This is a genomic window from Synechococcus sp. MU1655, assembly GCF_023630655.1.
Lineage (GTDB): Bacteria > Cyanobacteriota > Cyanobacteriia > PCC-6307 > Cyanobiaceae > Synechococcus_C.
Genome location: NZ_JAKUHK010000154.1, coordinates 1 through 4,882 on the forward strand (window position 1 = coordinate 1; position 4,882 = coordinate 4,882).

Consider the following 4,882-nt stretch of genomic DNA (forward strand, 5'->3'; position numbering starts at 1 on the left):
CAAGAGCGTCCAGCCGCTTAGAGCTGAGATGGTGCGACAATTATCTCTAGCCTTTCCATAACGCCTTTCCGGAGCTTTTCATGCCATCAGGTATGGCTTGCACAGGGACAACCCCCCCTACCGGATGTCCTTAATCCTGTCTGCATGGACCCCGAGCCTGCCCCCGAACCTTCTCAGCAACCCTCGTTTCAAGTTGCTGCACCAACACTTGCCTTGTTCGGGTTCATCCTTGCTTTCACGAGCCTTGGAATTCCGTTGGCTGCTGTGCTGACCGATCGCCCTCCAATGGGTTCTTTGACACCACTCACTGCGCAAGATCGCCATGGATCTGAGGTCCCTGCCTCCTTCGCCCTCTCCGGGGCTACTCAACCTGATCGTTGAAATTCCAGCGGGTAGTTGCAATAAATATGAGTTTTCTGAAGATGTTGGAGTGATGGCACTGGACCGTGTGCTCCACCCTTCGATTCGATATCCCTTTGACTACGGATTTGTTCCCAATACCCTTGCCGAGGACGGGTCTCCTCTCGATGCCATGGTGATCATGGCGGAACCCACTTTTGCGGGATGTTTAATCAAAGCCAGACCGATCGGGGTGCTGGACATGAATGACACGGGTCATTACGACGGCAAAATCCTTTGCGTTCCCGTCGCTGACCCTCGGCAGGCCGGGATTCAGAGCATCCAACAAATAGCACCCAGCCAGCTTGAGGATGTGGCTGAGTTTTTCCGTACTTACAAAAATATGGACGGTCGCGTCATTTCGATCGGAGGTTGGCGTGATTCGGATGCCGTCGCTCCCCTGGTGGAGTCATGCATTCGAGCGGCTGAAGGGTAAGCCCCCAGGGTGCTGAATCCAGCTTTTCTCGGCAAGATCCGAGATTGAGGCGCTATTCGGGCTTTCTTCTTGTAAGTTGGTTCGCGCCTAGATGTGAACGACCCGTGCCCACCATCCGTTTTGAGCAGGAAGGCCAACAGGTCGGTTGCATCGAAGGAGCGAATTTGCGCAAAGCAGCCCTTTCCTCCGGGATTAATCCTTACAAGGGTCTGAACAACCTCAACAACTGTGGTGGGGTTGGCCAGTGCGGAACTTGTGTGATCGAGGTCCTCGAAGGAGCCCAGAACCTCTCACCCCGTAGCGACGTTGAGGAGGTCTATCTCGCTGACCGCCCTGCGAACTATCGCTTGAGCTGCCGCACCAGCGTGATAGGCGATGTAACGATTCGGACGCGCCCTGACGAAGGCGTTGGCAAGGGTTCAAACAGCCTGCTTGGAGCTGTGAAGAACTTGTTTGGGCGTTGAGCTTGGCTCCAACCATCAAGGTTTACAGCTACTCCAGATGTTCAACGTGTCGTAAGGCCTTGGCTTGGCTGGATGCCAATAACTTGGCCTATGAGGTCGTTGACATCACGATTGCTCCTCCTTCAAAAGAGGAGCTTTCACTTGCCTTTGATCGGTTAGTTCGTCGTCAACTTCTCTTCAACACCAGTGGCCAGAGCTATCGAGCTCTTGGAGCAGCGGTTGTAAAAGCGATGAGTGACGATGAAGCCCTGGCTGCATTGGCAGCAGATGGGCGTTTGATCAAACGCCCTTTTGTTGCCTTGCCCAGTGGCGACTTTTTGGTGGGATTCAAGCTTGAGGAGTGGAATCAGGCTCTTTTGGGTTGAAATTAATCCCATCGAGCTCGGTGATCAGTTCGTCCACTCCACCCTGGGTGTGTAGTTGGAACATGCTGGTGCGTTTAAATTCTTCGAGAAACGCCACCAAGAGTTCTTGGCTACGTTCCAGCACGACGCCTTGTTCGAGCGTTCGAGCGAGCTCCTCCCAGAAACGATCGAGCGTTTGAATCCCAAGATCTTCGAGAACTTGATCTTTCTGGCCAAGTTGGTCGCCCGCACTCTTTGAAAGACCGAGTAGCGAATCCACCATTCCGATGGCGAGCTGACGGCTCAATTCGGATTCCGCTTTTTGCACTCCAGGTAGCTCCCTGAGCGGTGCCGGCAAGACCAGAGCATCCAGATTGCGCTGAAGGGCATGGCCGAATAGCGCCACAAGTTGTGGCCGCATCCCTGGACCCACTTGGGTGAGGATCAGGGGGAGCCATAGGCGCACCAGCTCTGCGAGTTCACGCTCTTCGCTGTTATCAACAGATTGATGACTACAAAGCCGGAGAATCCTGTCGGGAAGATTCGGCGAGCGCACGATGCCTTGCATGGCATCCAGAACCCGCAGTGTGATCACTTCAAATAATTCGAGTGCCAGGACCGCTACAACGCCGCGACTGACCGCTGCTCGAAGGGGCTCAAGATTCAAAAGTTGAGCGCGTGATAGCCGCTCTGTAACTGGAACGACTCGCAATAGACGCCAAAATGGAATTAAGAGGGGTAGGTCAATCCAACGCCTGAGTAAGGCATCTCTCCAGGTAATCGCCCGAAACCGTCGTTTCAGTCGGAGTGTCCGGATCAGGATGTCCAAAAGGAACAGTGTTTGAAAAGGAATGTCGATCCGCCAGGAGAGGTCGATGGGCATTCCGTTTTCATCAATCCCGCGCGCGTAATTGGTCTCCGCTAGCGGAAGGATTTTGGTGTTCCAAAATTGGCGCTCTTGTCCCCAGTCATGCTGACTCAAGTAGCGATCGCTGAGGAGATAGGCAGCAGCTTGCTTGGCTGAATCCATCCCAGCTCTTGCTCTAAGACGGTTTTTGAGCTTTTCGAATGCACCTACATTCCCAGAACTGATGAATGGGTTTTCATCCATTAATTGGCTATTTCTGACAACCATCTCAAGCCGCATTTGTCGAGCGGCTTGACTGTTGATGCCCAATTTTGAGGCGGTGGTTTCGAGTCTGCGGAAATGCTCGACATAGGACATCGTGTCTCGATGAACTTCGATGCCCTTCAGCGGGTCATAAACGGGTGTGATGTCAGGCAGCCACGGCAGTGGCAATGCCAAGTTGATCGAGGGGAGGGGGTAGAGCGTTCTTTGCAGCCAGAAATTTCGCAGCGGGATGTAGGTGACATCGAAAATCACCCAGATCAGATTGAGCGCTGCAATCAGGGCTAAGACCTGATCCCAGCGATTCCAGAACAATTGGATGGTGCGGGGTTTCACGCCCTGCCAGCGGGGTCGGACCATGGATCACCGTGCCTGTTTTTAGGCTAGAAGCGCAGGCTGATCGCGCCTATCGTGATCTTGAGGATTGAAGCAAGGTGCCTGTTGGCAGATAAGCAACGCAACAGTCGTTCTGACGATGACCGGCCCAACAGCAGCGAGCCTCCCCAGGAGCCCAACCAGGCTCTGAAAAAGGACCGGGGTTCTGGACATCCGCTCTGGGATTTTTGGGGCCCGTTGTTTTTCACGATGGCTCTTTATTTCGGGATTCGTCACTATTTGGCCGAGGCACGCTTCATTCCCTCAGGCTCGATGCTCCCTGGCTTGCAGATCCAGGATCGCCTGCTTGTCGAGAAACTCACCTATCGCGGCCGCAAACCTCGGCGGGGAGACATTGTTGTGTTCAACTCTCCCTATGCCTTCGATCCTGCACTGCGTTCAACAACGTCACCCCCACCTTTCCAATGCGTTCTCGCGAATATCCCTTTGATTGGGTTGATTCCTGGCGTCAGCCATCCGGCCTGTGATGCCTACATCAAACGCGTTGTGGCTGTGGCAGGTGATCAGGTCGTCGTGAACCCTCGAGGAGAGGTGAAAGTGAATGGTGTTGATCTCGACGAACCCTATGTGACCAATTATTGCCCTCTGGACAAGCGGGGGATGAGTCTTTGCCGCACTCTGAACGCCACGGTCCCGAAGGGACGCGTACTCGTTCTTGGTGATAACCGCAGTAACAGCTGGGATGGTCGCTATTGGCCTGGAGGGGCCTTCCTGCCTGAAGATCAGATTATTGGTCGAGCGGTCTGGCGTTTCTGGCCATTCAACCGATTTGGTTCGTTGGGATCTTGAGTCCACAACTCACCACTTGCCCCCGAATCGGAACGCCGATCCAAGGTTGATTGGCCGCTTTGGGGGCGTAGGGGGCATCACGGGTTTGATTCCAGATTTGGTCAGGATCAAAAAGCAACCAGCGGTTGCTTCCGATGCTGAGTCGTTCTTCGTCCTGTCCAAGCAACCGTGCCGGGCCAAAACTGAGCGCTTGCCAGAGCTGGTTCACGCTCCACCCCAAATCGACCACGAGGCGTTGCCAGAGCGTTGGCAGCACCAAGTGGTGCCCGGATAGGCCTTTAGGGCGTTGATCGGGAGGCAACAGACACTCCTCATCGTCCAGTGGAATGCCATGGACCGCAACGGCGTTGATCGTTCCTTCTCCTAAGGCCTGGATTAAGGCTTGGCGATCGGCTTGTCCACCAATGGACGGTGTGACAAACCAATGGGTGTTTTCTGCTGTTTGGTTGGAACGATCCTGCACCAGGTGCCACCAGCTCACAGTGGCCAGTGGTGGTGACGTGGTGTGGCTCAGCATCTCTACGCCATCAGCGGTAGAGAGATTCATGAGCACAAGCTTGCGAGTGCTGTGCCGTCGCTGCAGCTCCAGGAGTTGCCCCATCGGGAGTGTTTCGCTGATGGTTGGATCGGCAGGCCATCCGGCGCGTAGTGTTTCGACGCCCTCCCGGATCATTCCGTTGCCGCGCAGGCTGGGGTCATTGGGTGCAATCAGCACAGGAGCCCCAGCCATCTCCCCAAGCAGTAAGGCGCGGTCGATGAGGTTGACAGATGGGATCTGTTGCCCAGCACTGAGACCGATGGCACCTGCTTCAAGAAGATCGGCGTGACTGCTGAGGCGTTCTCCTTCACCGCGATGGCTGAAGCTTCCCCATAAATGAACTTTGAGATCGCAATCCCTCGGTTGGAAACCCTTTAAGCGTTCTGG

The 4,882-nt window shown here is 54.8% G+C and carries 7 protein-coding genes; 5 read left to right on the plus strand and 2 right to left on the minus strand.

The features are described 5' to 3' along the window. The first annotated feature begins 144 nt into the window (after positions 1-144). The 4 genes from NCN04_RS07955 to NCN04_RS07970 all read left to right on the plus strand — a co-directional run bounded on the left by NCN04_RS07955 (position 145) and on the right by NCN04_RS07970 (position 1,664). The gene (locus NCN04_RS07955; protein ID WP_048348257.1) at positions 145-381 is read left to right on the plus strand and encodes a hypothetical protein; all 237 of its coding nucleotides are present in this window, start codon (positions 145-147) and stop codon (positions 379-381) included. Then, entirely contained in the window at positions 323-835 is a 513-nt protein-coding gene (locus tag NCN04_RS07960; protein ID WP_048346929.1) for an inorganic diphosphatase, read from the plus strand. The genes NCN04_RS07955 and NCN04_RS07960 overlap by 59 nt, the downstream gene beginning before the upstream one ends. A gap of 104 nt (positions 836-939) precedes the next feature. Next, entirely contained in the window at positions 940-1,299 is a 360-nt protein-coding gene (locus NCN04_RS07965) for a 2Fe-2S iron-sulfur cluster-binding protein (RefSeq protein WP_048346928.1), read from the plus strand. A 2-nt stretch (positions 1,300-1,301) separates the two neighbouring features. After that, positions 1,302-1,664 carry a Spx/MgsR family RNA polymerase-binding regulatory protein gene (locus NCN04_RS07970; RefSeq protein ID WP_048346927.1) on the plus strand — a complete coding sequence of 121 codons (363 nt, stop codon included), beginning with the start codon at positions 1,302-1,304 and terminating at the stop codon, positions 1,662-1,664. Here the strand turns inward: NCN04_RS07970 and NCN04_RS07975 are convergent. Beyond that, positions 1,627-3,132, minus strand: a complete 1,506-nt coding sequence (locus NCN04_RS07975) for a hypothetical protein (RefSeq protein ID WP_048346926.1) — start codon at positions 3,130-3,132, stop codon at positions 1,627-1,629. The genes NCN04_RS07970 and NCN04_RS07975 overlap by 38 nt on opposite strands. Positions 3,133-3,213: 81 nt before the next feature. Between NCN04_RS07975 and lepB the strand changes: the two genes are divergently transcribed. After that, a complete protein-coding gene (gene lepB / locus NCN04_RS07980; RefSeq protein WP_284498670.1) occupies positions 3,214-3,957 on the plus strand; it encodes a signal peptidase I in 744 nt (247 codons plus the stop codon). Here lepB and NCN04_RS07985 read toward each other — a convergent pair. Further along, on the minus strand, positions 3,929-4,882 hold a 954-nt coding region (locus NCN04_RS07985), incomplete at its 5' end, for an amidohydrolase family protein (RefSeq protein ID WP_250395732.1). The two genes, lepB and NCN04_RS07985, sit on opposite strands and share 29 nt — an antisense overlap.